Annotated in this window: 21 protein-coding genes; 19 read left to right on the top strand and 2 right to left on the bottom strand. The window is 34.7% G+C overall.

Going from position 1 to position 26,525, the window contains the following annotated elements:
* Window positions 1-58: 58 nt before the first annotated feature.
* The 8 genes from F5ESL0237_RS04430 to F5ESL0237_RS04395 all read left to right on the top strand — a co-directional run bounded on the left by F5ESL0237_RS04430 (window position 59) and on the right by F5ESL0237_RS04395 (window position 14,747).
* Window positions 59-1,834 (top strand): oligopeptide ABC transporter substrate-binding protein, encoded by a 1,776-nt coding sequence (locus tag F5ESL0237_RS04430; protein WP_122024745.1) that lies wholly within the window; start codon window positions 59-61, stop codon window positions 1,832-1,834.
* A gap of 209 nt (window positions 1,835-2,043) precedes the next feature.
* On the top strand, window positions 2,044-3,807 hold the full coding sequence (locus F5ESL0237_RS04425; RefSeq protein ID WP_122024744.1) for an oligopeptide ABC transporter substrate-binding protein: 1,764 nt from the start codon (window positions 2,044-2,046) through the stop codon (window positions 3,805-3,807).
* 134 nt (window positions 3,808-3,941) lie between these two features.
* Complete coding sequence (locus tag F5ESL0237_RS04420; RefSeq protein ID WP_122024743.1) at window positions 3,942-5,714, top strand: oligopeptide ABC transporter substrate-binding protein; 1,773 nt, start codon at window positions 3,942-3,944, stop codon at window positions 5,712-5,714.
* Window positions 5,715-5,858: 144 nt separating this feature from the next.
* Complete coding sequence (locus F5ESL0237_RS04415) at window positions 5,859-7,628, top strand: oligopeptide ABC transporter substrate-binding protein (RefSeq protein ID WP_122024742.1); 1,770 nt, start codon at window positions 5,859-5,861, stop codon at window positions 7,626-7,628.
* Window positions 7,629-7,784: 156 nt separating this feature from the next.
* Window positions 7,785-8,471 carry a ribonuclease III gene (rnc, locus tag F5ESL0237_RS04410; protein ID WP_122024741.1) on the top strand — a complete coding sequence of 229 codons (687 nt, stop codon included), beginning with the start codon at window positions 7,785-7,787 and terminating at the stop codon, window positions 8,469-8,471.
* A gap of 12 nt (window positions 8,472-8,483) precedes the next feature.
* The gene (smc, locus tag F5ESL0237_RS04405; protein WP_122024740.1) at window positions 8,484-12,047 is read left to right on the top strand and encodes a chromosome segregation protein SMC; all 3,564 of its coding nucleotides are present in this window, start codon (window positions 8,484-8,486) and stop codon (window positions 12,045-12,047) included.
* A 2-nt stretch (window positions 12,048-12,049) separates the two neighbouring features.
* Window positions 12,050-13,297: a signal recognition particle-docking protein FtsY gene (gene ftsY, locus F5ESL0237_RS04400; RefSeq protein WP_122024739.1), complete on the top strand. Its 1,248-nt coding sequence runs from the start codon at window positions 12,050-12,052 to the stop codon at window positions 13,295-13,297.
* A 25-nt stretch (window positions 13,298-13,322) separates the two neighbouring features.
* Window positions 13,323-14,747: a C69 family dipeptidase gene (locus F5ESL0237_RS04395; RefSeq protein WP_090092716.1), complete on the top strand. Its 1,425-nt coding sequence runs from the start codon at window positions 13,323-13,325 to the stop codon at window positions 14,745-14,747.
* Window positions 14,748-14,889: 142 nt separating this feature from the next.
* Here the strand turns inward: F5ESL0237_RS04395 and F5ESL0237_RS04390 are convergent, their stop codons facing one another.
* A complete protein-coding gene (locus F5ESL0237_RS04390; RefSeq protein WP_199688764.1) occupies window positions 14,890-16,317 on the bottom strand; it encodes an APC family permease in 1,428 nt (475 codons plus the stop codon).
* 270 nt (window positions 16,318-16,587) lie between these two features.
* On the opposite strand from F5ESL0237_RS04390, the gene ylxM reads away from it, so the two are divergent.
* The 7 genes from ylxM to F5ESL0237_RS04355 all read left to right on the top strand — a co-directional run bounded on the left by ylxM (window position 16,588) and on the right by F5ESL0237_RS04355 (window position 21,333).
* On the top strand, window positions 16,588-16,929 hold the full coding sequence (gene ylxM / locus F5ESL0237_RS04385; RefSeq protein ID WP_122021871.1) for a YlxM family DNA-binding protein: 342 nt from the start codon (window positions 16,588-16,590) through the stop codon (window positions 16,927-16,929).
* A gap of 3 nt (window positions 16,930-16,932) precedes the next feature.
* A complete protein-coding gene (gene ffh, locus F5ESL0237_RS04380) occupies window positions 16,933-18,360 on the top strand; it encodes a signal recognition particle protein (RefSeq protein ID WP_122021870.1) in 1,428 nt (475 codons plus the stop codon).
* An 82-nt stretch (window positions 18,361-18,442) separates the two neighbouring features.
* Window positions 18,443-18,715, top strand: coding sequence for a 30S ribosomal protein S16 (rpsP, locus tag F5ESL0237_RS04375; protein ID WP_090092711.1), 273 nt, complete (start codon window positions 18,443-18,445; stop codon window positions 18,713-18,715).
* Window positions 18,716-18,784: 69 nt separating this feature from the next.
* On the top strand, window positions 18,785-19,300 hold the full coding sequence (rimM, locus tag F5ESL0237_RS04370) for a ribosome maturation factor RimM (RefSeq protein ID WP_122021869.1): 516 nt from the start codon (window positions 18,785-18,787) through the stop codon (window positions 19,298-19,300).
* Window positions 19,290-20,015: a tRNA (guanosine(37)-N1)-methyltransferase TrmD gene (trmD, locus tag F5ESL0237_RS04365; protein WP_118896262.1), complete on the top strand. Its 726-nt coding sequence runs from the start codon at window positions 19,290-19,292 to the stop codon at window positions 20,013-20,015. Before rimM ends, trmD begins: the two co-directional genes overlap by 11 nt.
* Window positions 20,016-20,126: 111 nt before the next feature.
* Entirely contained in the window at window positions 20,127-20,474 is a 348-nt protein-coding gene (rplS, locus tag F5ESL0237_RS04360) for a 50S ribosomal protein L19 (RefSeq protein WP_090092706.1), read from the top strand.
* A 94-nt stretch (window positions 20,475-20,568) separates the two neighbouring features.
* The gene (locus F5ESL0237_RS04355) at window positions 20,569-21,333 is read left to right on the top strand and encodes a nucleoside phosphorylase (protein ID WP_122021868.1); all 765 of its coding nucleotides are present in this window, start codon (window positions 20,569-20,571) and stop codon (window positions 21,331-21,333) included.
* A 259-nt stretch (window positions 21,334-21,592) separates the two neighbouring features.
* Here F5ESL0237_RS04355 and lexA read toward each other — a convergent pair whose 3' ends face one another.
* Window positions 21,593-22,216 carry a transcriptional repressor LexA gene (gene lexA / locus F5ESL0237_RS04350; RefSeq protein WP_090092703.1) on the bottom strand — a complete coding sequence of 208 codons (624 nt, stop codon included), beginning with the start codon at window positions 22,214-22,216 and terminating at the stop codon, window positions 21,593-21,595.
* A 146-nt stretch (window positions 22,217-22,362) separates the two neighbouring features.
* Between lexA and F5ESL0237_RS04345 the strand changes: the two genes are divergently transcribed.
* From F5ESL0237_RS04345 to F5ESL0237_RS04330, 4 genes are all read left to right on the top strand, one after another.
* Entirely contained in the window at window positions 22,363-22,611 is a 249-nt protein-coding gene (locus F5ESL0237_RS04345; protein WP_122024738.1) for a DUF896 domain-containing protein, read from the top strand.
* Between the two features lie 69 nt (window positions 22,612-22,680).
* Window positions 22,681-22,896 carry a YneF family protein gene (locus tag F5ESL0237_RS04340; protein ID WP_090092700.1) on the top strand — a complete coding sequence of 72 codons (216 nt, stop codon included), beginning with the start codon at window positions 22,681-22,683 and terminating at the stop codon, window positions 22,894-22,896.
* 69 nt (window positions 22,897-22,965) lie between these two features.
* Window positions 22,966-24,720, top strand: coding sequence for an ABC transporter ATP-binding protein (locus F5ESL0237_RS04335; protein WP_122024737.1), 1,755 nt, complete (start codon window positions 22,966-22,968; stop codon window positions 24,718-24,720).
* Window position 24,721: 1 nt separating this feature from the next.
* Window positions 24,722-26,518: an ABC transporter ATP-binding protein gene (locus tag F5ESL0237_RS04330; RefSeq protein ID WP_122024784.1), complete on the top strand. Its 1,797-nt coding sequence runs from the start codon at window positions 24,722-24,724 to the stop codon at window positions 26,516-26,518.
* Window positions 26,519-26,525: the final 7 nt, after the last annotated feature.

Genomic DNA, 26,525 nt, shown 5'->3' with positions numbered 1-26,525 from the left:
CTTATTATAACAAATATAAAAAATTATAATTAGCCAGACTAGATAGGAGTTCTATAATATGTACAAAACAAGAATTATTAGCTTTACAGGTCTCATCGCAACTGTTGCCTTAACCTTAGCTGCGTGTGGCAAAAGTGATAGTAATTCTATCAATAATGAAAATGCAAAGCTAGTAAGTAAATTTCCGCAAGCTGTTCCAGTTAAAAAAACCAGGCAAGGCGGTACGGTAAAATATGCAGTAGAAACTGATACACCATTTACAGGAATTTTTTCTGATGAGCTTTCTACAACTTCAATTGATGGTGCTGTAGCAGCACCAGGTGAAGAAGCACTATTTGATACAGATAACAATTTTAAAATTACTGATAAAGGCCCAGCAATTCTAAAAATTAATCGCACGGCTAAAACAATAACGATTACGGTCAAAGAAGGGGTTAAATGGTCAGATGGTAAGCAGGTTAATGCCAAAGATATAGAATACCCTTACGAGATTTTAGCCAATAAAAAAACTAAGTCACAAAGATATAGTAGTCAATTTGAAGAAATCATTGGTATGAAGGAATATCATGAAGGCAAGGCTAATACAATTTCAGGAATTGAAATGCCTGATGGTGATAATGGACGTACAGTGATAATTCACTTTAAAGCGTTGAAGCCAGGAATGTTATATAGCGGAAATGGATATTTTTGGGAAAGTGCTGCCCCTTATCACTATTTAAAAAATATTGCATTTGATAAATTACAATCGGCTGATGAAATTAGAAAAAAACCATTATTTTTTGGTCCATTTCAAGTTCAAAAAATTGTTCGGGGGGAAGCAGTAACTTGGGTGCCTAATAAATATTACTGGCGCGGTAAACCAAAGCTAGATAAAATTACCACTCAAGTAATTTCACCTAACTCAACTTCAGAAGCAATTAAAAATCAAAAGTTTGATGTAGCACAAGTAATTAATTCACAATGGAATCAAGTAAAGGATACAAAGGGAGTTAACTTTGTAGCGCAAATTCCACTTTCATATAATTATTTGGGTTTTAAAGTTGGTAAGTGGGATAATAAGCAGGGCAAAAATGTCATGAATGCACAGGCAAAAATGAATAATAAGTCTTTACGTCAAGCAATGGCTTTTGCTATGAACATTGGTTCTGTTGATCAACAATATACCTCGGGATTAAGTTTTCCTATTCCTACTCTTATTCCGCAACAATTTGGTGATTATTTCAATAAAAATTCTCAAAAATATGATTATAATCTTAAAAAGGCAAATACTCTATTAGATAAAGCTGGTTATAAAAAGAAGGGTAAATGGCGAGTTCAGCCTAATGGTAAACCATTAACAATTCATCTTTTAGCAAAGACAGGAAGTTCTGTTCAAGAACCAACAATCCAAAACTATCTCCAACAGTGGCAAAAGATTGGCTTAAATGTCAAATTAGTGAGTGGCAGACTAACTGAATTTAATTCATTTTCTGATAAAATTCAAAATGATGATCCAGAAGTAGATGTTTTTATAGCCGGCTGGAGTTTAGCAAGTGAACCATCACCTGCCTCCTTATACGGTGAATCTTCGCCAATGAATTATACGCGATTTGTTACTTCAGAAAACAATAAACTACTAAACCAAATTGATTCTGAAAAGTCATTTAATCATGAATATCGTGTTCAAAAAATTCATGAATGGCAAGATTATATGAATAATCAGGCTTACGTAGTTCCAATGGATAATTCATACATACTAACAGCTGTTAATCAAAAATTGACAGGTTATTCAACTAAGCCAGTCGATAATTCAAATGGGCACCAATTATGGGGCAAAGTTGGCTTTAGTAAATAAAAATATGTGAAAAAGCTCAGTTTAAAACCGAGCTTTTTTATTTGCAAAAAATTATGGTTTAATTAGATTAATAAATTAATGCGCTGTTTTTATTAATTATTTATTAACAAATATCTTGATTTTAAAAATATAAATGTTAAAATCTCTTTATTAACTTGTTCTTTAATAATCTGTAATTAAAATTTACTTTGTTTTTAAGGAGTTTATTTATGAAAAAATCGAAATTATTTAGTTCAATTGGGGTTGTAAGTGCTGCAGCACTAACTTTAGTGGCTTGTGGTAAAAATAGTAATAATGCTGACACTAATGATGTTAAGACAGCAAGCAAGTTTCCGCAGGAAATGCCTGAAAAAGAAGCAAAACAAGGTGGAGTTGTGAAATATGCTATTGAAACAGATTCACCATTTACAGGGATTTTTTCAAATGAATTATATACAACTACCATAGATGCTAAAGTTATGGAGCCAGGTAATGAGTCACTATTTGATACCGATGACAATTACCAAATTACTAACAAGGGACCTGCCTCACTAAAAATTGATAAGAAAAATAAGACAGTTTCGATTACCATTAAAAAGGGGGTTAAATGGTCAGATGGCAAGCAAGTTATTGCTAAAGACGTTGAATATCCTTATGAAATTATGGGTAATAAAGCTACTAAATCGCAAAGATATACCAGTCAATTTGAATTTATTAAGGGCATGAAAGAATATCACGAAGGCAAGGCAAAGTCAATTTCAGGTATTGAAATGCCAGATGGTGAAAATGGTCTTAAGGTAGTAATCCATTATACTGAATTAAAGCCTGGTATGTATAATAGTGGAAATGGTTATTTTTGGGAATGCGCAGAACCATATCACTATTTAAAAGATGTACCTTTTAAAAATTTAGAATCTTCAGATAAAGTTAGAAAAGATCCTCTCTTTTTTGGACCATATCAAGTTCAAAAAATTGTGCGTGGTCAATCAGTAACTTGGGTACCAAATAAATATTATTGGCGTGGCAAACCCAAATTAGATAAAATTGTTTCTCAAGTAGTTTCAACCAATTCTACTTCTCAAGCAATTAAGAGTCATAAATTTGATATAGCAGAAGTAATAAATACACAGTGGAAGCAAGTTAAAGATACTAAAGATGTAACTTTTATTGCTAAGGTGCCATTAAGTTATAGTTATTTAGGATTTAAAGTTGGTAAATGGGATGCTAAAACCAGTAAAAATGTTATGAATCCTAAGAGTAAAATGAACAATAAGGCATTGCGTCAAGCAATTGGTTATGCTATGAATATTGAAGCAGTCAACAAACGATACACAAGTGGCTTGACTTTCCAAGTACCAACTTTAATTCCAGCTCAATTTGGTGATTACTTTAATAAAGATGTTAAAGGCTTTTCATATGATTTAAAGAAAGCCAATCAGATTTTAGATAAGGCTGGTTATAAGAAAAAAGGTAAGTGGCGTGTACAGCCAAATGGTAAGCCATTAAAAATCAAATTATTAGCAGCTCAAGGTGATTCTTCAAGAGAACCGATTATTTTAAATTACATTCAACAATGGCATAAAATTGGCTTAAATGTTGGGCTAGTAGGTGGACGTTTGGCTGAAGCAAATTCATTCTTTGATAAAATTCAACATGATGATCCTTCAGTTGATATGTTTATGGCCGGGTGGTCATTATCAAGTGAACCATCTCCTGCGGGACTTTATGATGAAGGAGCAGCATTTAATAATGAAAGATTTGTGACTCCTGAAAATACGAAATTATTGAAAGAGATTGATTCGCAAAAGGCCTTTGACCACAAATATCGGGTGGAGAAATTCCATGAATGGCAAAAATACATGTTTGACCAAGCCTATGTAATTCCAACTAATAATTCTTATAATATTTCAGCTGTAAATAAAAAGTTAACTGGTTATTCTTTAAGACCTTCAAAAGGCAATTCTGCTTGGTACAATGTTGGTTATGTAAAATAAATTTTGATTTAATTCATAGATTAATGAATAATTTATAAAATATTTCTTTGCATATTAAAGTAAAAATGTTAAAATTCAGTCGTTAACTTGTTCTAGAAACTTCAATCACTTTATATGTGAAGGAGTTGTCTATTATGAAAAAAAGAAATATTTTAAGTTCAATTGGACTTGTTAGTGCCGCTGCTTTGACTTTAGTAGCTTGTGGCAAAGGCGGCAATAATACTAGTAATGAAGGCGCTAAAACAGCAAGTAAGTTTCCTGCAGAAACGGCTGTTAAGGATGCTAAGCAAGGTGGCACCTTAAAGGTAGCTGAAGAAACGGATACGCCATTTACTGGAATTTTTAATGAAGAATTACAAATGAGTCAGCCTGATGCCGATGTAATGAGTCCTGGATCGGAAACTCTCTTTGATACTGATGACCATTATAAAATCAATGACAAAGGAGCAGCGACTTTAAAACTTAACCGCCAAGCCAAGACAGTAACAATTACCGTTAAAAAGGGTGTAAAATGGTCAGACGGCAAGCAAGTTACTGCTAAGGACATTGAATATGCTTATGAGATTATTGCAAATAAGGGCACTAAATCACAGCGTTATTCATCACAATTTAATATTATCAATGGAATGGCTGAATACCATGAAGGTAAGGCAAAAACAATTTCTGGAATTGAAATGCCTGATGGTGAAAATGGAAGAACTGTAGTTTTACATTGTAAAGAATTAAAACCGGGTATGACTAACAGTGGTAATGGTTTTATTTGGGAAGCGGCAGCGCCATATCACTATTTAAAAGACATTCCTTTCGATAAATTAGAATCTTCTGATAAGATTAGAAAAAATCCACTATTTTTCGGCCCATTTCAAGTCCAAAAAATTGTGCGTGGTCAATCAGTAACTTGGGTACCGAACAAGTACTATTGGCGTGGTAAACCAAAGCTAGATAAAATTATCTATCAAGTAGTGTCACCTAATTCAGCTTCACAAGCAATTAAAAGTCATAAATTTGATGTAGCACGTGTTGTGAACAGTCAATGGAAACAAGTCAAAGACACTAAGGACGTAGATTTTGTAGCCCAAGTTCCGCTAGGCTACCGGTATGTGGCTTTTAAAGTTGGTAAATGGGATGCTAAAAAATCTAAAAACGTTATGAATCCAAAGGCGAAGATGGGTGATAAGAACTTGCGTCAGGCCATGGCTTATGCGATGAATACGGATCAAGTATATAAGCATTATACAGATGGGTTAAGTTTCCAAATTCCAACCTTAATACCAGCCCAATTTGGTGATTACTTTGATAAGAGTAACAAAGGTTATACTTATAACCTTAAGAAAGCCAATGAAATCTTGGATAAAGCTGGATATAAGAAGAAGGGTAAATGGCGTACAACGCCAAATGGTAAACCATTAACCATTAACTTTATGGCAATGTCGGGTAATGCAATTCAAGAGCCAATTGTGCAAAATTATATCCAACAATGGAATAAGATTGGCTTGAATGTTAAGTTAGTTGGTGGTCGTTTAACTGAGTTCAATTCCTTCTACGATAAAGTACATCATGATGATCCTAAGGTTGATATGTTTATGGCTGGCTGGGGTCTATCAAGTGAACCATCACAAAATCAAATGTATAGTGAAGGAACTATGTCAAACTATTCTAGATTTGTTACACCGGAAAATAACAAGTTAATTGCAGAAATGGATTCACAAAAGGCCTTCGACCATAAATATCGGGTGGAAAAATTCCATGAATGGCAAAAATACATGGTTGATCAAGCTTATGTCGTGCCAACTTATAATGAATACCAGATAGATGCAGTAAACAATAAATTAACTGGTTACTCACTGAAACCATCAAAATCTAATAATGGTCATCCATTATGGTACCAAGTTGCTTATACTAAGTAATTTACGATTAATAAAGGAAACTCGAGCAATGCTCGAGTTTTTTTGTTTACAAAATTATAATAAAAAGTTGAAAAATTAACATTAGGTGATAATATTAAATTAAAAGGTTATAAAATATTAAATAATTAAGGAGTAACTTCAATTATGAACAAAATAAAAATATTAGGTTCAATTGGACTTATCAGTACTGCTACCTTAACTCTGGTAGCTTGTGGCAAGGGCAATGGTACTAATAGTGAGAGGGCCAAAACGGCGAGTAAGTTTCCGGTAGAAACACCGATTAAGGATGCTAAGCAAGGTGGTACCTTAAAAGTGGCTGAGGAAATGGACACCCCATTTACCGGTATTTTTAATGAAGAATTACAAATGAGTCAGCCTGATGCTGATGTAATGAGTCCTGGTCAAGAGTCCTTGTTTGACACTGATGATCATTATAAAATCAATGACAAAGGAGCAGCGACTTTAAGACTGAACCGTAAAGCTAAGACAGTAACAATCACCGTTAAAAAGGGCGTAAAATGGTCAGATGGCAAGCAAGTTACTGCTAAGGACATTGAATATGCTTATGAGATTATTGCAAATAAGGGTACTAAATCTGAAAGATACTCATCACAATTTAATATAATTGAAGGATTAAAAGAATACCACGAAGGCAAGGCAAAAACAATTTCTGGAATTGAAATGCCTGACGGTGAAAACGGGAGAACTGTTATTATTCATTGCAAGGAATTAAAACCAGGAATGGCATATGTAGGTAATGGATATATCTGGGAAAATGCAGCCCCGTATCACTATTTAAAGGATATTCCGTTTACTAAATTAGAGTCTTCTGATGAAATTCGCAAAAGGCCTTTACTTTTTGGGCCATTTCAAGTCCAAAAAGTTGTGCGTGGGCAATCAGTAACTTGGGTACCGAACAAGTACTATTGGCGTGGTAAACCAAAGCTAGATAAGATTATCTATCAAGTAGTGTCACCTAATTCAGCTTCACAAGCAATTAAAAGTCATAAATTTGATATTGCGCGGGTGGTAAATAACCAGTGGAAGCAAGTTAAAGATACTAAAGAGGTAAACTTTATTGCCGAAATTCCTTTAGCATATTACTATTTGGGTTTCAAAGTTGGTAAATGGGATACAAAAAATTCTAAGAACGTTATGAATCCAAAGGCCAAGATGGGTGATAAGAACTTGCGTCAGGCTATGGCTTATGCGATGAATACGGATCAAGTATATAAGCATTATACAGATGGGTTGAGTTTCCAAATCCCTACCTTAATACCAGCCCAATTTGGTGATTACTTTGATAAAAATAATAAAGGTTATACTTATAACCTTAAGAAAGCTAATGAAATCTTAGATAAAGCTGGATATAAGAAGAAAGGCAAATGGCGCACAATGCCAAATGGCAAAGCGTTGACTATTAATTTTGCAGCTAAGTCTGGTGATGCCATTCAAGAGCCAATTGTGCAAAATTATATCCAACAATGGAATAAGATTGGCTTGAATGTTAAGTTGGTTGGTGGTCGTTTAACTGAGTTCAATTCCTTCTACGATAAAGTACAGCATGATGCCCCAGGAATTGATGTTTACATGGCGGGTTGGACTTTATCAGATGAACCATCGCAGGCTCAGCTGTATAGTGAAGGAACTATGCAAAATTATTCTAGATTTGTTACACCGGAAAATAACAAGTTAATTGCAGAAATGGATTCACAAAAGGCCTTCGACCATAAATATCGGGTAGAAAAATTCCATGAATGGCAAAAATACATGGTTGAACAAGCTTATGTCGTACCAACTTATAATCAATATAATATTGATGCAGTAAACAACAAGTTAACAGGTTACTCATTAAAGCCGTCAAAAATTAATTATGATCATCCAATGTGGTTCAATGTAGGTTTTGTTAAGTAAATAAAGTTGGGGCATTTTTATAATTTAGAAAAAGCGATTTATTAGTTAAGAAAACTATTGCATATAAGAAAACTATTGCATAAATGTTGTAATAGTTTTCTTTTTTATTTTAGGTACCAAAAACTGGTATAATTTATAAAGAAAGGAATTTATAAGATGGTCAGTTCGAAATTTATTAATCAATTAGCAGAAAAATATAAAATTAAGTTTAATAATAAAAAATTATTAGAAGAAGCTTTCACACACTCATCCTATGCCAATGAGCATCCTGAAAGTGGAATTCGGGATTATGAAAAATTAGAATTTTTAGGGGATGCAGTATTAGAATTAGCTATTTCCAATTACTTATATTGTAATTTTACAAGTTTAAATGAGGGCGAATTAACACGAATGCGTTCAAACATTGTAGACACCGAGGGCTTTGCTGAATTTGCCTATAAATTCGGTTTTCCTGCTGAAATAAATCTAGGTCGTGGTGAAGAAAAAGCGGGTGCCAGGTCACGCAAAACCTTGTTAGAAGATGTTTTTGAAGCTTTTAATGGGGCGCTTTTTCTTGATCAAGGAATGGATGCTGTAGAACATTTTCTAAGTTTAACTGTTTATCCGTTAATTGATGCAGGCAAATTTGATGCTTCTCGCGATTACAAAACTGATTTGCAAGAATTTTTACAACAGGATGGACCAGTTAAAATTGAATATACAGTACTAAGAGAAGAGCAAACTCCCTCACGCTTTACTGTTCAATTAAAAGCTGATGGTCATATTTTATCGCAAGGGCAAGGGCATAATAAGAAGACAGCCGAGCAGGATGCAGCAAGAGCTGCTTTAGCTAGACTTAATTAGGGGGATAAATTTGTGCCATTAACGGAACTTATTATTGATGGTTTTAAATCATTTGCCGAAAAAACAACGATTAAATTCGATACGGGAATTACTGGTATTGTTGGTCCTAACGGTAGTGGGAAAAGTAATATTACTGAGGCCATCCGTTGGGTAATGGGTGAAACAAGTGCAAAATCACTACGTGGTTCTAATATGAAAGATGTTATTTTTGCTGGTAGTGAGTTTCGCAAATCAGCTAGTTATGCTCAAGTTTCCTTAATTTTTGATAATCAACAGCATGATTTGAATTTTGAAGCAAATAGGGTGATTGTTACTAGAAGAATTTTGCGTTCAGGTGATAGTGAATATTTAATTAATAAACGTAATGTGCGTCAACGCGATATCCGTGATTTATTTATGGACTCAGGTGTGTCACAAGACAGTTTAGCTATTATTTCTCAAGGTCGAGTTGATCAAATTTTAAATTCACGCCCCGAAAATCGGCGTGGCTTGTTTGAAGAAGCGGCTGGTATTTTATCTTTTAAAAAGCAAAAAGAGCAAGCGAATCTTCAATTAGAGCAAACAACTGATAATTTAATTAGAATTAATGATTTGGTTAAAGAACTAGAGCAAAGAATTGAGCCTTTAGAAGAGCAAAGTTCTCTTGCGAAGGAATATCAGTTTCAAAAGAACGGTCTCGATAAAGAACTAAAAACATTACTAGCTTTTGAAATTGAAAATATCGATAGTCAAAAACATCTGCTTCAGAAAAAGGCTAAACAAAATCAAGTTCTTTTGTCAAAGCTTGACCGAGAAGTAAAAGAATCTCAGAGTGCGGTAGCTGCTAAAAGAAATGAATATAAGCAAATTAATGATCAACGTGAGCAAATTCAAAATGAATTACTGGCTTTGACAAAGAAACTTTCTGATATTAATACTAATTTACAAGTGGCTGAACAGAGTAAACAATACACTGAAGCAACGAAAAAGGAATATCAGTCTGAATTGGCAAATTTAAAAAAATTAGTTAAAAGTTGTCAGGTAGACTATGCCAACTTAAGCAAAACAGAACAGGATTTGAAACAACAATTAAAGGAGTTAAATGCTAAAAGGACCGAACTAACATATCGCTTGCAGCAAGATCCAGCTCAAATGAATAAAGATTTAGAGCAATTGCGTGCGCAATACATTCAATTGTTACAAGAGCAAACCTCAAATAATAATGAAATTGTTTATCTTAATTCAGAATTAAAAAGAACTAGCGATGATAGTACATATCAAAATGATGATGTGACTGATCAATTAATAAAGGGAACAAGTGAGCTAGAAAGACTCAGTAGTGAAGGAAAAGCTTTAAAAGAAAAACTTCAAGCGGCGCAAAAGCAACTATCTGCTTTAAATGATCAACAGGCTGAGAGTAAAAGTAAATTAGAGCGTTTACGCCAGGTATTAAATGATAACAGTCAGCGATACAGCCAAGTTTGTGCTCGCTATGAAGCTTTAGAAAATATTCGTAAACGTCATGAAGGGTATTACTTTGGAGTCAAAAATGTTTTAAATAATTTAGACAAGTATCCTGGTGTTATTGGCGCAGTAGGTGAATTGATTTCTTTTCCAGCTGAATTAGAAGCAGCAATGGCAACTGCTCTAGGAGGAGGCGTTCAGGACCTTGTGACTACGACCAGTATTAGTGCAAGAGATGCAATTAATCAATTAAAAAGAAGTCATGCGGGACGGGCGACATTTTTGCCTTTAGACGGACTAAATAATCATGCAATCCCAACTTCAACCGTCAAGCTGATGGAATCATATACCGGCTTTCAAGGAATAGCAAGTGAGCTAGTAACAAGTACCACCAAGCAAGATATTAGTGCAGCAATTAATTATCTTTTAGCAAGTACAATAATTGTAGATACAATTGATCACGCAATGCAATTACGGCAACAAATCTCGCGGTATCGCATAGTGATCCTTGATGGAGATGTGATTTCTCCTGGTGGTTCAATGACTGGGGGAGCACGCAATCAAAAAAGCAATTCACCATTACAAACAGTTACTGAACTTAATCAGTTAAAAGCAACAATGGATATGTTGAAGGAGCAATTAGCAAAAAATCAAGCTGATTTTGCAGTATTATCGGTAACAAATGAATCTTTAGCTCAAGAAATTAGTCAGCTAGAGGCCCAAAAGCAAAAATGTAGTCAAGACTTGAATGAAGCAGTACTTTCATATCAAAATCAAGAAAAGGAAGTAAAGCGGCTTAAAGCGGCTAAAAAATTATTTGAAGCTCGTCAAGAAGAACGAGCACAGCAAAGAATAGATATTAAAGAAAAGCTTAATATTGCCGAAAAGCAAAAGGTAAAATTAATTAAAAAAATCGATCAACAAAAAGTTGAAATTGAAAAAACTCAGGACAAGATAAAAAACTTTACCGAATTAAATCAAGAAGTTCAAGCTAAGCTAGCCGAAGTAGATCCACAAATCGCTGTTTTTAGCAATAAGTTAGAAAATTTATCTAAACAACAAGAAGAAAAGCAGCATGATTTAACCCATCACCAAAAGCAAATTAGCGTATTAACTAAAAAGTTAGAGACAATCATTCAAAGTGGCGCAGTAGATCAAGATAAAAAGCAGCAAATGAAAATTGAAAAGGAACAGAGCACTCTGCAGCAAACTAAACTGCAAGAGCAATTAAATAGTTTGAGTTCTCATTTGGGGCAATTTGATGCAAAAATTAACCAACTTGATCAAGTAGCTAGCCGAAATTATGACTTACGTAAAGACGCGGCAGGAGAGCAAGAAGATCTTTCGGTTCAAATCGCTCAATTAAATAGTAAAATTGATCAGCGTCTTAGTCAGCTTAGTGAGGATTATGCTTTAACTTATGAAGCAGCATTGGCTCAAGCTGAAGGTGAAAATGATGCAACTACTAGGGAACAACTGCAAAAAAGTGTTAAACTTCATCAAATGTCAATTGCAGAAATTGGTCCAGTTAATTTAAAATCTATTGAGGAATATGATGAAGTTAAAAAACGTTATGATTTTCTTAATAATCAGCAAAATGATTTGTTAAAGGGCCGTGATAATTTGCGCCAATCAATGGCGGAACTAGATCAAGAAGTTTCAACTAGGTTTAATCAGACCTTTACGGCAGTTGCTAAAAGTTTTGCTACTCTTTTTCCGGTTGTGTTTGGGGGAGGAAATGCTAAGCTTGTTTTAACCAACCCAGATGATTTATTAACTACTGGAGTTGAAATAGTATCCCAGCCGCCAGGTAAGAAATTACAGCAACTTAGCTTATTATCTGGTGGAGAACGAGCTTTAACAGCTATTACGTTGCTATTTGCAATGTTAAAGGTTAAACCGGTTCCTTTTTGTGTATTAGATGAAGTTGAAGCGGCACTTGATGATGCCAATGTGACTCGTTTTGCACAGTTTTTAGAAAAATACGATATGCACACGCAATTTATTGTTATTACTCATCGGCGTGGTACCATGGAACGTGCCGATCAATTATATGGAGTTGTAATGCAAGAATCTGGCGTTTCACAAGTTTTGTCAGTTTCATTAAAAGAATTAAAAAATGAGGTAAATTAGGATTGGGATTATTCAATAAAATCAAAGAGTCACTATTTGGTAATAATGATAATGAAAAAAATAAAGAAAAGCCGACTAATACGGTAGTAGATGTTGAAACTGATGATGCTTTGTCATCTGTAAATGATGATCAAGCTAAACAAGCTCTTGATAACGAAAAGAAAAAGGTAAATGCAAAAAAAGAAGCTGATTTTAAAACAGCTACTACTATTTCAGACTCAGCGGTAAAAGAGAGCACAATCACAACAGAAACGGATGCTGAAGCAAATATTGATTCGAGCGCGGCACAAGCACCAGCAAGTGAATATAACGCTGCTAACAATGCTGACTTATACGAAAAGGGACTTGAAAAGACTAACAAAGGTTTTGGTGCGCGGTTAAATAAATTTTTTGCTCAATTTCGAACTGTAGATGAAGATTTTTTTGATGATTTAGAAGAACTATTAATCGAATCGGATGTGGGCTATGAAACAGCTGAAAATCTAACAAATGAGTTGCGTGATGAAGCAAAATTACAAAAAGCTAAATCACGTGATGATTTAAAGAAAGTAATTGTTGAGAAGTTAGTCGATCTTTATGACCAAAATGGTGATAGCGAAAATGAGCAGTTACGTGTACACGATGATGGACAACTTAACATTTATCTTTTTGTTGGTGTAAATGGTGCAGGAAAAACTACTACCATTGGTAAATTAGCTAAGCGCTTCAAAGACGAGGGCAAAACAGTTGTACTAGCTGCTGCTGATACTTTTAGGGCAGGTGCTGTTGAGCAACTTGTCGAATGGGGCAAACGAGTTGATGCGCCAGTTGTAACCGGTAAAGATCAAGCTGATCCTGCTTCGGTAGTCTTTGACGCAACTGCAAAAGCAATTAAAGAGCAAGCAGACTATTTGTTGGTTGATACGGCGGGGCGTCTACAAAATAAGAAGAATCTGATGAATGAGCTAGAAAAAATTGAACGGACTATAAAAAAGTTAGCGCCTAATGAACCAACTGAAACTTTACTAGTTTTAGATGGCTCAACTGGACAAAATGCACTTTTGCAGGCAAAAGATTTTGATAAAACGACTAAATTAACAGGTTTAGTTTTAACTAAGTTAGATGGTTCATCTAAAGGGGGAGTAGTGTTAGCAATTAGAAATGAAATGAAATTACCGGTTAAACTAGTTGGCCTAGGAGAAAAAGCTAGTGACTTAGCAGATTTTGATGCCGCTAATTATGCGGTTGGACTTTTCCATGACTTAGTTTAAGATAGAATAAAAAAGGAGATATTTTATGAAAGAATATAGCGCTTGTACAACAATTTTAGTTGGTAAAAAGGCATCTGTTGATGGATCAACCATGATTGCTAGAAATGATGATACTTTTAGGCCAATTACCCCTCAGAAATTTATCATTGAACCAGCTGCTAAAAAAGAAAAGGGACGCAAGATTAAGTCATGGCTTAATAATTTTGCAATGGATTTGCCAGAAGATGCTCAAGCTGTACCAGCGGTTCCTAACGTGGATTATAAAAATCGTGGCTATTATGATGAAAGTGGTATTAACCAAGAAAATGTAGCAATGTCATGTACTGAATCAACCTATGGTAACGAACGCGCACTAGCCTTTGATCCATTAGTGAAGGATGGTCTTGATGAAGACTGTATGCAAACGGTTGTTTTACCTTATATTCATTCTGCTAGAAATGGAGTTGAATATTTAGGTAAATTAATTAAAAAATACGGCTCACCAGCCGGTAACTCAGTTTTATTTGGTGACAAAGATGAAATCTGGTATATGGAAATTGTTACTGGTCACCATTGGGTAGCCCAAAGAATTCCAGATGATGCTTATGCAGTTGCTGCTAACCGAGTTTCGATTGAACAAGTTGATTTTAATGATTCAGATAATTTTATGTGGAGTGAAGGCATTCAAGATTTTGTTACTAAGTACCACTTAAATGTTGATCACGAGGGTTGGAATTTCCGCCATATATTTGGTACATACAGCCAACAAGATCGCTACTATAACACTAACCGCGTTTGGTATGGACAGAAGTATTTTAATCCTGAAATTGAGCAAGATCCAACAGATGGCGATTTACCATTTATTCGTCGCGCTGCTAAAAAGATTACGCGTGAAGATATTGAATTTGTTTTGGGGAGTCATTATCAAAATACACCTTTTGATCCTTTTGGTAAGGGAACAGAAGAAGAAAAGCACCGTTTTCGCCCAATTGGGTTAAATAGAACCCAAAATGCGCATATTTTACAAATAAGAAATGATGTTCCAGCTGATAAAGCAGCAATTATGTGGCTATGTATTGGTGGACCAACTTTCACACCATTTGTGCCATTCTTTGCGAATATGAATGACACGGATCCATCATATAGCAATACTTCAATGGAATATAACATGAATGATGCATGGTGGTATTACAAATCTCTAGCAGTATTAGTAGAAAGTCACTATCCGCAATTTGTTCAATTAGATACTGACTATTTGAAGGAATTGAATCAATACTATCGCAGTCGTGTTAATGAAGTTATTATTGGTGCAGCTAATAAAAAGGGTGTAGAATTAACTGATTATTTGACTAAGGCTAATCAAGAAACAGTTGCCTATACGCGAAAGCAATCAGAAAAATTATGGGGTCAAATGATGATTGATTCCATCAATATGTCAAAATTGACTTTTAATATGGATGCTAATTTATAATTGATTTATTAGATTGGTGAAATTTAATAATTATAACAGTCTGCTGTTGCTAACTTAAGTACGACATTTAAATAATCCAGAATTATTCTGGGTTATTTTTTTATTTAAAAAAAGCTCTAACCTTTACGATTAGAGCTAATAATTATTTTCTTGCGGTAATAGTTGAATGATGAATACCATATAGGTAGTAGATTAGCATACCAACGAATGTCCAAATCAGCATATATTGCTTTGCTTCATTATCTAAGCCCAAAAATACAACGAGTGAGCCACTAAATGCTAAAAAAGGTAGTACGGGATAAAATGGCATCTTAAAAGATGGTTCAGCAATATCTTGACCTTCTCTTGGTCGCAATTTATAGATACCAATTGAAACAAACATAAAGGCAATTAACGTACCAGCGGAAACTAACTGTGTTAAAAATGAAAATGGGATAAATGCAGAAATAATAATTGCTACTAGCGATACTACCCAGAGTGAACTGGCAGGGCGATGATCTTTGTTTAATTTTCCTAATTTTTTAGGTAACATTCCATCCCGGCCAAAAGAGTATACTAACCGCGAACTTGCCATGCAAAGACCAATTAAAGCTGTAAACATCCCTAGAATTGCAATTGATTGCACAATAAGGGCAATTGTCGTATGACCAGTTTGACGTAAGGCATAACCGACTGGTTCGGCCGAGTTTAAGTACTTCTGATAAGGTACCATTCCTACTAATACTAGACTTACAGCAATAAATAACCCGACTGCTATTAATAAGGAGCCAATGATACCCCGAGGCATAGTCTTTTGAGGATTAACAGCTTCGGCGGAATTTGAAGCGATAGCATCAAAGCCCAAAAAAGATATATAGATCATTGATACTCCAGCATAAATTCCTTGCCAACCTCCAAATGGGCCATGAGCTGTCATACGATAATGTGGAATAAATGGCATAAAATTAGCTTTTCTAACCACAGTTAAACCGACAAAAACAAATAATAAAATTGCCAGTACTTTAACCACTACTAAGACATTTTCGACTTTTGATGCTTTTGATACCCCAAAACTAACTAAAATAGCCGATAGCAAAATGGCAACCAAAGCCACTAAGTCAAATATTCCACCCTTAACTCCTAGTGGATTGGCTAAGGCAGTAGGTAATTTCCAGCCCAGTGGAGTAACCAGTGCGCGTAAATTAGCTGATAGGCCCGAGCTAATAAAAGCCATACCGATTAAGTATTCTGCTAAGAGCGCCCAGCCTGAGATCCACCCCCAGAATTCCCCAAAAATGACATTAATCCATGAATAAACAGAACCTGCAAAAGGCATTGCTGCTGCCATTTCCGCGTAAGCAAAAGCGACTAAACCAGCAACAATGGCTGCTAACAAGCAAGAAATAGCAACAGCAGGTCCTGTATGTAGAGCAGCTACTTCTCCTGGTAAAGTAAAAATAGAAGTTGATACGATTGTTCCTACCCCAAGAGCAAGAAAATCGCGTACCTTTAAAGTTCTAACTAGTTGGCCATCTTTTTGTTGATAGATACTAGGATCTTCTTTTCGGTTCATTGTTTTCCATAAATTCAATTTCATTTCTCCTTGATTTTAATAAAACAATATCTGCACTATTACGAGTGAAATAAGCGTATTAGCACTGCAAATTGTATAAATAAAAAAGGGTACTAAGTTCAGCATGACTAAGCACCATCAATAAATTAATCTCTAATTATACTAGTGGTAATCATACCTATATTTAGCTTGAAAATCAAGTTTTGCCAAGTTTGACTTTACTAAATATAACTTTCAAGATCGTCATTTAACGGCATTTTTGCTATACTAATTCAAGGTGAAAAAGTAATGGATGAACTAGAAAAAAACGAAACAATAGGTGATTTATATGCCTATTATGGTAAGCTTTTAACAAAAAGTCAGCAGAATTATTTTGAAGATTATTATTACAATGATCTTTCTTTGAGTGAAATTGCGGCTAACCACCAGGTTTCGCGCCAGGCAGTTTATGATAATTTGCGGCGATGTCGCAAGCTTTTGTTTAACTATGAAGAAAAATTGCAAATGCAAAAAGAATATAATGAAATTGAGCAGGCATTAGCTAATCTTAGTGAGATTGTTAAGCAAAAAAAGCAGGACCAAGCTTTAAGTTTAATCAATGATTTATTAGCAAAAATGAGAGGAGAATAATTCATGGCCTTTGAAAATTTAAGCGAACGAATTCAAAAAGCATTACGTAATTTAACCGGTAAAGGTAAAATTTCAGAAGAAGACATTAATGCAGCGAGTAGAGAGATTAGACTAGCTTTACTTGAAGCTGATGTTAATTTTAAAGTAGTAAAAGATTTTATTAAAAAAATCAAAAAAGAAGCGCTAGGTAAAGAAGTTCAAGAGAGTCTAAATCCAGGGCAACAAGTCATAAAAATAGTTAATGATGAATTGACCAAGATGATGGGTTCAAGTGCAACTATTCTGAATAAATCAAAGCATATTCCTACAATAATTATGATGGTTGGTTTACAGGGTACTGGTAAAACAACTACGGTTGGTAAATTAGCTAATCAACTAATTGAAAAAGAAAAAGCGCGGCCATTACTCATTGCTGGTGATATTTACCGTCCAGCAGCTATCGAACAATTGCAACAAATTGGTGCTGATTTAAAAGTACCAGTTTATAGTGAACAGGATCAATCAGATGTAGCACAAATTGTCGCAAATGGATTGAAACAAGCAGAGCAAAACAAGAACGACTATGTGATTATCGATACTGCTGGTAGGTTGGAAATTGATGAGCCCTTAATGGAGGAGCTTGAACAAGTAAAAGAAATTGCCCAACCAGATAATATTTTGCTAGTTGTCGATGCAATGACGGGGCAAGTTGCTACTGATGTGGCAGCCGGATTTGATAATCGGCTTGATATTACCGGCATTATTTTAACTAAGCTTGATGGAGATACCCGAGGTGGAGCGGCGCTTTCAATCAGAGCGGTGACTGGTAAGCCGATTATTTATACTGGACAGGGTGAAAAATTAACTGATTTAGAACAGTTTTATCCAGATCGGATGGCCTCACGAATCTTGGGAATGGGTGATATGCTCACTTTAATTGAGAAAGCCCAGCAAGACTATGATGCCAAAAAAGCAGCAGCTGTTGCAGCAAAAATGAAAGAAAATACTTTTGATTTCAATGATTTTGTTGATCAATTGGAGCAAGTTGAAAAGATGGGGCCGCTTGATCAAATAGTCAAAATGATTCCAGGAATGGCTAATAATCCGCAATTAAAGAATATGAATTTTGATAAGAAGCAAATTGTTTATGTTAAAGCAATTATTTCTTCAATGACTCAAGCAGAACGTGAAAATCCAGAATTACTTAACCCCAGTCGCAGAAGAAGAATTGCTGCCGGCTCTGGTCGTCCGATTGTAGAAGTAAATCGAATGATTAAGCAATTCAAACAAGCTCGCGAGATGATGAGTAAAATTACTAATGGTAATTTTAAAGGGATGGAAAATTTACCTGGGATGAATTCACCGATGGGACGCATGGCTATGAGACACATGGGTAAAAAGTTTAAAAAAAATAAAAAGAAACGAATGAAAGTTAAGCGCTACCATTCTTAATCAATATGTTAAGGGAAAACACTTTACACTTTTTCAAAAAAGTGCTATATTATAATCCGTAACTTTTAGGAGGAATAAATTTATGTCAGTTAAAATTCGTATGCGCCGTATGGGTGCTAAAAGAAAGCCTTTTTATAGAATAGTTGTTGCAGATTCAAGAATGCCACGTGATGGCCGTTTTATTGAAGAAGTAGGTTACTACAATCCTGTTTCAGAACCAAAAGAATTGAAACTTGACGAGGATAAGATTTTTGAATGGCTAAAGAAGGGTGCACAACCTTCTGACACAGTTCGTTCACTACTTTCAAGTGCCGGTTTAATGAAGAAGTTGCATGATTCAAAATTCAATAAATAATGAATTTGCCGGTTAAAAGTTTGAGGCCCCTTATGCTTCAAACTTTTTTCTTTTGAGTTAGGAGAAAAAATGCAATTTTACGATGTTGCAAAAATTTTAACTACCCATGGCTTAGCGGGAGAACTTAAAATCGCTTTAATTACCGATTTTCCGCAGGAACGTTTTGTTGCGGGCAATAAATTATCCCTAAAAAATGACACTGATAGAACTTTAACTGTTAAAACTGCCAGACCATTTAAGCAATTTTGGCTAGTTCAATTTACCGAAATTGATACAATTGAAGTCGCAAAGCAGTTAATGGGTAAAATATTGGTAGTGAGTGAGCTTAATCAGCATCAACTACCTCCAGGTACATATTATTATCGTGATATTTTAGGTTGCCGTGTGCTTGATAATTTAACTGGTAATGATTTGGGGCAAATTACTGGCATTGAAGCCCCTGGTGCTAATGATGTGTGGGAAGTTACTGAAGATTCTGGGAATGAATACCTGCTTCCTTATATTGATGAAGTAGTTAAACAAGTCGATATTACCAATAAAAGAGTTTATGTTGAGTTACTGGAGGGTTTGCGCGATGCAGATTAACGTATTGACTCTTTTTCCAGATATGTTCACGCCTTTACAAACTTCGATGCTTGGTCGCGGACTTGAGGACAATAAGTGGCAATTAAATTTAGTCAATTTTCGTGATTTTACAGCTGATGTTCACCATCATGTTGATGATGCACCATATGGTGGTGGCGCCGGAATGGTCCTACAGATTATGCCAATTAAAAGGGCACTTGATTCCTTAAAAAACAAAGGGAAAGTAATCATTACAGCTCCGCAAGGAAAGATTTTTAATCAACAAGTTGCTCAAAATTGGGCACGTGAAGAAAATTTGACCTTTATTTGTGGTCATTATGAAGGTTTTGATCAACGGGTTTATGATATGGCTGATGAAGTTGTTTCAATTGGTGACTATGTTTTAACTGGTGGGGAACTGCCAACGATGAGTATGATTGATGCAACTATTCGCTTGTTACCTGGTATTTTAGGTAATGCTGCTTCACCTATTGATGAAAGTTTTTCTCATGGATTATTGGAGTACCCACAATATACCAGACCTGAAAATTTTGAAGGCATGAAAGTACCGGCAGTTTTAACTTCTGGTAACCATCAAAAAATTGCTGAATGGCGGCATAAAGAAGCGTTGAAAGTGACATATCTTAAAAGGCCGGACTTGCTTGAAAAATATGTTATGACTACAGCTGAAAAAAAGATGTTAAGTGAAATTAAAGCTGAAATTAACAAAGCTTGATTTGCAATCAAGAATTTGCTAAGATAGTTCAGGTGCTATACGGGCACTAATAATTAGGGGTGTTCCGCTGGCGGAAGTAACGTTAATGAATGCCGAAGAAGGAGAAAAACAATGGATCCATTAATTCAAGAATTAACTAAAGAGCAATTACGTGATGATATTCCTGATTTTCGTGCAGGTGACACTATCCGTGTTCATGTACGTGTTGTTGAAGGTAGTCATGAACGTATTCAGATGTTTGAAGGCGTTGTAATTAAGCGTAAAGGCGCTGGTATTGCAGCTGCTTACACTGTTCGTAAGATTGCTTCTGGTGTTGGTGTTGAACGTACCTTCCCAGTTAATGATCCACGTGTGGCTAAAGTTGAAGTATTGCGTCATGGTCGTGTACGTCGTGCTAAGCTTTACTACTTACGTGAACGTCATGGTAAGTCTGCAAGAATTGCTGAGAAGCGTCGTTAATCAAATAAAAAGTAGAACTATCTTTTTAATAAGGACAGTTCTATTTTTTTATGTTAAAATACCAGCAATCTTATTTTAGCTAGGAGGTTTTAAAGTGCAACGGCCTTTTTTATTAGATTTTGACGCAAATCGAAACGCAGTATTAGAGCCAGACCATGAAAGAAGTAAAGTGAATTATCACTTTCACCGAAAATTGTTATTTGCATTTATTACAAATGATGCAATAAAACGATTTTTAATAGTATATCCGCATCGTTTAATAGGACAATTTGATTGCTTTGAAGGTAAAACCCCCATTTATGAAGTTGAAATTGGTCAAGAGAAAATCACATTTTGTCAAGCCAAACTTGGTGCTGCAGCTGCCACTGAATTACTTGATTGGCTAATTAGTTATGGGGTTAAGCAAATATTAACGATTGGCTCGGCTGGAACATTGGTTGACCTGCCAGAAGGTTATTTTTTATTACCAACTAAGGCAATTAGAGATGAAGGTACTTCATTTCATTATATAAAAGCCAGCAACTTTGTTGACTTAAACTCAGCTTATTTAAGCCGAATTGAATTTTTAATGAAACGAAATGGTTTAAAAGCTAAGAAAGTTTTAACCTGGACAACTGATGGTTTTTTCAGAGAAACTGCTCAAAAAGTTCAACAATTTAGAAAACTTGGTGCTGCTTGTGTTGAAATGGAGTGTGCAGCCATGGCTGCATGTGCACAATTTCGCCGAGTTGATTTTGCGCAAATCTTATTTACGGCAGATTCATTAAGTAATATTGAATGTCACAATGATAGGGGCTGGGGGCTGGATACTCATGAAACCGCCCTCACCTTAGCGGCTAAAATAATTGCTGAAGTTTAAACATACTTTGTGAAAAATATGGTTGTGAAACCTATATGAAACATTGACGTATTTCACAAAATAAAATAAATAAGTTGATATTAAAGCATTTATCAAAAAAATAACGCCAAAACTTTGTGAATGGAATAAATCTAATAGATGTGGAAAATTAGCATTGCTTTTTGTTATCGGACTTTTTTATAAAAAAACTACAAATATCAATTTAATTGCAGTTAGATATTTGTAGTTAAAAGTTATTAATCAGGCTTTTTTAGCCAATTTAGAAAATGTTATTGCGATAAAGTCCAACCACTTTACCTAATATTTGCACTTTATCTAAAATAATTGGTGCCATATTGTCATTTTCAGGTTGAAGACGATAATGATCTTTTTCTTTATAAAAGCGTTTAACGGTTGCTTCATTTTCATCGGTCATAGCAACTACTATTTCACCATTAATTGCTGAACTTTGCTTGCGAACAATAACATTGTCACCGTTTAAAATGCCAGCATTAATCATACTTTCACCATGAATTTTTAGCATAAATAGGTTATCTGAATCATTAGCCAAATCTGGCGGAAGAGGAAAATAATCTTCGATATCTTCAACTGCTAAAATTGGTTCACCAGCGGTTACCACACCAACTATTGGAATTTCAGTAGCTTTAATGCCCAAAACTTTTTTGCCTTGAGCGGTTACTTCTAAGGCACGTGGTTTAGTAGCATCTTTAAGCAGAAGTCCTTTTCGTTCAAGTCGTGTTAAGTGACCATGAACAGTTGAAGTAGATGATAGTCCTACTTCATGGCAAATTTCGCGCACAGTAGGTGGGAAGCCACGCTTTTGTACAGTATCATAGATATATTGGAGAATTTGCAGTTGTTTAGGATTTTGCTTGGTAGTCATAAATACGCTCCTATAGTAATGACAATTATCTTAAGTTAAGTTTATTTTAGCAGATATTATAGCTATATGCAAACAAACGTTCTAAAAGCTTAGACTTTTTTTATAGTTAAAAATAAGGTAGACTTTTTTATTGAGAGGTGCAAAGAATGACAAAAGACAAAGAAAAAAAGATGGTTGACCGAATCAATGAACTTTATCATAAGAAAAAGGCTGAGGGTCTAACTGCTGAGGAAGAAAAAGAACGAGAAAAATTACACCAAGAATTTATCAAAAACTTTCGGGCCAGTTTTAAGCAAGATGTTGAAAATTTGGTAATACTTGATAAAGATGGTAAAGAAATTACTTCTGAAAAAGCTAAAGCGATTCAACGGAAAAAAGGTTTAAGAAAAAATTAACTTTAGCCTTTAATTTTAAATGATTTTTAGGTAAGATATATTTATTGGACAAATTGAGGTGACTGTTTTATGAATTTAGGGTTAGAAATTTTTTTAATTATTATTGCACTACTAATTGGTCTTGTAGGAGGCTTCTATGGTGCAAGAACTTATATGAAGAAATATTTTAAAGATAATCCACCAATCAGTGAAGATATGATTGTTGCCATGATGTCACAAATGGGACAGAAACCTTCGGCTAAGAAGGTCAACCAAGTAATGAACATGATGAAACATCAAAAATAAATAATTTTACTAGATTGAAAAAGACGGGGTTTATCTCCGTCTTTTTGTATAAATAAAGTTAGGTGAATAATGAGTATATTTTATAAATTAAGTTGGTTCTTTAAACAGGAGAAAAAAAGGTATCTCATCGGTATCACATTTTTAATACTAACATCTTTTGTCAATTTAGTCCCACCACGTATTTTAGGCTTAATGGCTGATCAATTAAATCAAGGACATATTTCTTGGAGTGAATATACCTTACTGATTTTGACAATTATTATTGCTGCTTTATTATTATATAGTTTTCGCTACTTTTGGCGAAAGCAAATCTGGGGTGGTGCTGCAGAACTCGAGTTACAATTACGGTCAAAGCTATTTCGTCATTTTATGGAAATGGATCGGACTTTTTATCAAAGACATCGAACTGGTGATTTGATGGCTCATGCTACTAATGATGTTTCGGCAGTGCAAGAAGTAGCAGGTGAGGGGGTACTGACCCTAGTCGATTCTTTGGTCATGGGCTTATCTACTATAGTTGCTATGGTGATTTTTGTAAACTGGCGTTTGACAATAGTTGCTTTATTACCCTTACCATTTTTAGCTGTCGGGGCTTGGAAGTTAGGTGATAAACTACATGACTCGTTTGATAAATCTCAAGCAGCTTTTTCCCGTTTAAATAATAAGACGCAAGAATCAGTTTCTGGAATAAAAGTAATAAAAACTTTCGGTCAAGGAAAAGCTGATGCGGCAGCATTTAATGCTATGGTTGCTGATACAATTCAAATTAATAAACAAGTATTTAAGTGGGATTCAATGTTTGATCCCTTAAGTACCTTACTGATTGGCTTAACTTATGCTATAACTATCATTTATGGTGGGCTAATGGTGGTTAATCATTCATTATCAGTTGGTCAGCTAGTTTCCTTTATTGCTTATATTGGCAATATGGTTTGGCCCATGTTTGCAATTGGCTACCTTTTTAATATTTTAGAACGTGGCAGTGCTAGTTATGATCGGATTGAAAAATTACTAGCTGAAAAGCCTGAGATTACAGATGATAAGGCTGCCCCAAATTTATCTGCGACTGATATTACTGGCGATTTAGTATATCATATTAATTCTTTTGCCTATCCTGATGAACCTAATCTCCCCGTACTACATCATATTAATTTCACTTTAAAGACTGGGCAAACATTAGGTTTAGTCGGTAAAGTTGGAGCTGGTAAAACTTCAATCATTCAACTGCTTTTACGGGAATTTGATAAGTACGATGGTCAAATTACATTGAATGGTTTAGATATTCGGCAAATTCCGTTAGAACTTTTATTAAAACAAATTTCTTACGTTCCACAGAATAATTATTTGTTTTCAACTAATATTCAAAATAATATTTCTTTTGCAAAAACGAACGCACAAAAAGCAGAAATTATTTCGGCTGCAAAAAAGAGTGATTTACATGAAGATATTATGCAAATGCCAAGAGATTATCAAACTTTGGTAGGGGAAAATGGTATTTCGCTTTCTGGAGGACAAAAGCAACGAATGTCAATTGCACGTGCTTTGGTTAAAAAAAGTCAAATATTAATTTTGGATGATGCTTTATCGGCCGTTGATGCCAGAACTGAGCTGGCAATTTTAAAGTCTTTAAATCAAGAACGCAAAGACAAGACAACAGTGATTGCAACTCATCGCTTAACTTCAGTAATGCATGCTAACCTGATTTTAGTATTAAAAGATGGTAAAATTGTTGAGCGTGGAACTCATGACCAGTTATTAGCTGCTCATGGTTGGTATGCAGATATGTGGCAAAAACAAGAATTAGAAGAAAAGGTTGGTGAATAGTGTGGACGAACAAGAGACGAATCAATCTGTTTGGGCTCAAGAAATTCCGGTTAAAGAACAGTTAAAAATATTAAAACGATTACTTGGTTTTGTTTGGCGTTTTAAAAATGAAATTATTGTTGCTGGGATTGGTGCTTTTTTAGTTAGTGCAATTAATATGTTGTTACCCTATGGATTACAGTTCTTTCTGGATAACTATCTAGTAAAAGCAGATGTTACAACACAGGTGATTATTTTTGCTGGTATATTATACGCTTTAGGCTCTATCATTAAGGCAATATTGCAGTTTACTTATGAATATTTTTTTGCTTTAGGGTCAGAAAAATCATTAGAAGCTTTACGAACAGATCTTTATCAAAAATTGCATACTTTAGGAATGCGTTATTTTGATCAAACTCCTGCAGGCTCCATTGTGTCACGCGTAACCAATGATACAATGACTTTGAGCAACTTTCTGACAGTTTTAGCTAGTGTGGTTCTTTCATTTTTTTCAATTATTTCTGCTTTAATTGCCATGTTTTCGACGAATACATTAGCTGGTTTTATTGTCCTTGCTTTTCTACCAATTTTATTATTGATCATTTGGCAGTATTCAAAAAGAAGTTCCAAGCTGTATCGTAATTATCGGGAACGCTTAAGCAGGATTAATACAAATTTAAATGAATCAATTGAAGGTGTTTCTCTTATTCAACAGTTCAAACAGGAAGAGAGAATGAGCCATCATTTTGAACAAGAAAATTCTAATTTGATGAGAACTAGGTTCAGTATGATTACTCTTAATTCAATCTTACTTTCACCATTGACTAGTTTATTATATTCACTAGCCTTGGCATTGACGTTAATGTATTTTGGCTTTCCATTGCGGGAGACTTTTGTTCCAGCGGGAGTCGTTTATGCATTTTCGCAATATATTTCACAGTTTTTCAATCCAATAGCAACTTTAATGGATCAAATGACCTTTTTTCAGGATGGAATAGTTGCTGGTAAACGAATTTTCAAAATTTTAGATAATACTAATTATGAACCTGCGCAAAATGAACAATCAGGACTGACTATTAGGCAGGGGAAAATTGAATTTAAACATGTTAGTTTTTCTTATGATGGTCAAAATGAAATTTTACATGATATTTCTTTCACAGTTAATCCCGGAGAAACTTTAGGAATTGTTGGGCATACTGGATCAGGAAAAAGTTCAATTATTAATGTAATGATGCGTTTTTATGAATTTTATCAAGGTGAAATTTTAATTGATGGTGTAGATATTAGAAGGTATCCTAAAGCCGAACTTCGCCAGAAACTTGGACTTGTTTTACAAGAGCCGTTCATGTTTTATGGTGACATAAGTTCAAATATTAGATTATATAATGATAAAATTACAGACGACCAAATAAAAAAGGCGGCTAAAACCGTACAAGCAGATGATTTTATTAAAAAATTAAGTGGAGAATATCATGCAGAAGTTGGTGAAGGCGGTAGTGAATTTAGTCAAGGGCAGAGACAACTAATATCTTTTGCTAGGACTTTAGTTACAGATCCCAAAATTCTGGTTTTGGATGAAGCAACGGCAAATGTTGATACTGAAACTGAAACTTTGATTCAGAAGGGATTGAAAAGATTACGCCAAGGACGTACTACTTTAGCAATTGCTCATAGATTGTCTACAATTGTTGATGCTAATCAAATAATTGTACTTGACGACGGCAAAATTGTTGAACGTGGTACTCATGATGAATTAATTAATCAACATGGTTACTATTATAATCTGTACACGTTACAAAATAGACATAAGCAAAACTAAATAACTG

It is taken from the genome of Lactobacillus sp. ESL0237 (assembly GCF_003692985.1).
In the GTDB taxonomy this organism is placed as follows: Bacteria; Bacillota; Bacilli; order Lactobacillales; family Lactobacillaceae; genus Lactobacillus; species Lactobacillus bombicola.
This window is presented reverse-complemented; position numbering and strand designations above follow the sequence as displayed.

Coding starts and splice junctions, on each gene's coding strand:
- ylxM (WP_122021871.1), top strand. CDS start 16,588: ATGGATGAACTAGAAAAAAACGAAACAATAGGTGATTTATATGCCTAT.
- F5ESL0237_RS04420 (WP_122024743.1), top strand. CDS start 3,942: ATGAAAAAAAGAAATATTTTAAGTTCAATTGGACTTGTTAGTGCCGCT.
- F5ESL0237_RS04340 (WP_090092700.1), top strand. CDS start 22,681: ATGAATTTAGGGTTAGAAATTTTTTTAATTATTATTGCACTACTAATT.
- F5ESL0237_RS04430 (WP_122024745.1), top strand. CDS start 59: ATGTACAAAACAAGAATTATTAGCTTTACAGGTCTCATCGCAACTGTT.
- rimM (WP_122021869.1), top strand. CDS start 18,785: ATGCAATTTTACGATGTTGCAAAAATTTTAACTACCCATGGCTTAGCG.
- trmD (WP_118896262.1), top strand. CDS start 19,290: ATGCAGATTAACGTATTGACTCTTTTTCCAGATATGTTCACGCCTTTA.
- rpsP (WP_090092711.1), top strand. CDS start 18,443: ATGTCAGTTAAAATTCGTATGCGCCGTATGGGTGCTAAAAGAAAGCCT.
- rnc (WP_122024741.1), top strand. CDS start 7,785: ATGGTCAGTTCGAAATTTATTAATCAATTAGCAGAAAAATATAAAATT.
- lexA (WP_090092703.1), bottom strand. CDS start 22,216: ATGACTACCAAGCAAAATCCTAAACAACTGCAAATTCTCCAATATATC.
- F5ESL0237_RS04415 (WP_122024742.1), top strand. CDS start 5,859: ATGAACAAAATAAAAATATTAGGTTCAATTGGACTTATCAGTACTGCT.
- F5ESL0237_RS04335 (WP_122024737.1), top strand. CDS start 22,966: ATGAGTATATTTTATAAATTAAGTTGGTTCTTTAAACAGGAGAAAAAA.
- rplS (WP_090092706.1), top strand. CDS start 20,127: ATGGATCCATTAATTCAAGAATTAACTAAAGAGCAATTACGTGATGAT.
- ffh (WP_122021870.1), top strand. CDS start 16,933: ATGGCCTTTGAAAATTTAAGCGAACGAATTCAAAAAGCATTACGTAAT.
- F5ESL0237_RS04395 (WP_090092716.1), top strand. CDS start 13,323: ATGAAAGAATATAGCGCTTGTACAACAATTTTAGTTGGTAAAAAGGCA.
- F5ESL0237_RS04425 (WP_122024744.1), top strand. CDS start 2,044: ATGAAAAAATCGAAATTATTTAGTTCAATTGGGGTTGTAAGTGCTGCA.
- F5ESL0237_RS04345 (WP_122024738.1), top strand. CDS start 22,363: ATGACAAAAGACAAAGAAAAAAAGATGGTTGACCGAATCAATGAACTT.